The organism is Dyella japonica DSM 16301, from assembly GCF_001010355.1.
In the GTDB taxonomy this organism is placed as follows: domain Bacteria; phylum Pseudomonadota; class Gammaproteobacteria; order Xanthomonadales; family Rhodanobacteraceae; genus Dyella; species Dyella japonica.
Genome location: NZ_JPLA01000129.1, coordinates 1 through 343, shown reverse-complemented (window position 1 = coordinate 343; position 343 = coordinate 1). Strand labels below are relative to the sequence as shown.

The 343-nt window shown below is 44.9% G+C and carries 1 protein-coding gene; it reads left to right on the top strand.

All coding sequences use genetic code 11. The features are described 5' to 3' along the window. Positions 1–268 (top strand): hypothetical protein (locus tag Y882_RS20365; RefSeq protein ID WP_162207441.1); only part of this gene is annotated, 268 nt, incomplete at its 5' end. Positions 269–343: the final 75 nt, after the last annotated feature.

The following is a 343-nucleotide window of genomic DNA, read 5'->3' as shown; positions in this document are numbered from 1 at the left end:
ACGGGCATGGACACCGACAAAAGAGCGGCAAGGTACTAGCACACCGGCAACCGAAAAACGTGCCGCAACGTCGCGTACAGCCGGCACTCGCGATATTATTTTCGCTATTGCTGACGAAATGTGGAAAGAAGCTGGTGAACCTCGTGACAAGAAGGAAATCCTTCAGCTTAGAAAACAAATGATGGATCGTTTAGAGGCACAAGGTGTGAAGCGTAATACATCAAGTAATACATTAGGGGTCTGGGTAAAAGAACGTGGCTTAAATTAATTAACTAAAATATTGCATAGTTCTTTTAGAGGGGTTATAGTGCGACCACTTAGAACGCCGTTCACAACCAGTAAC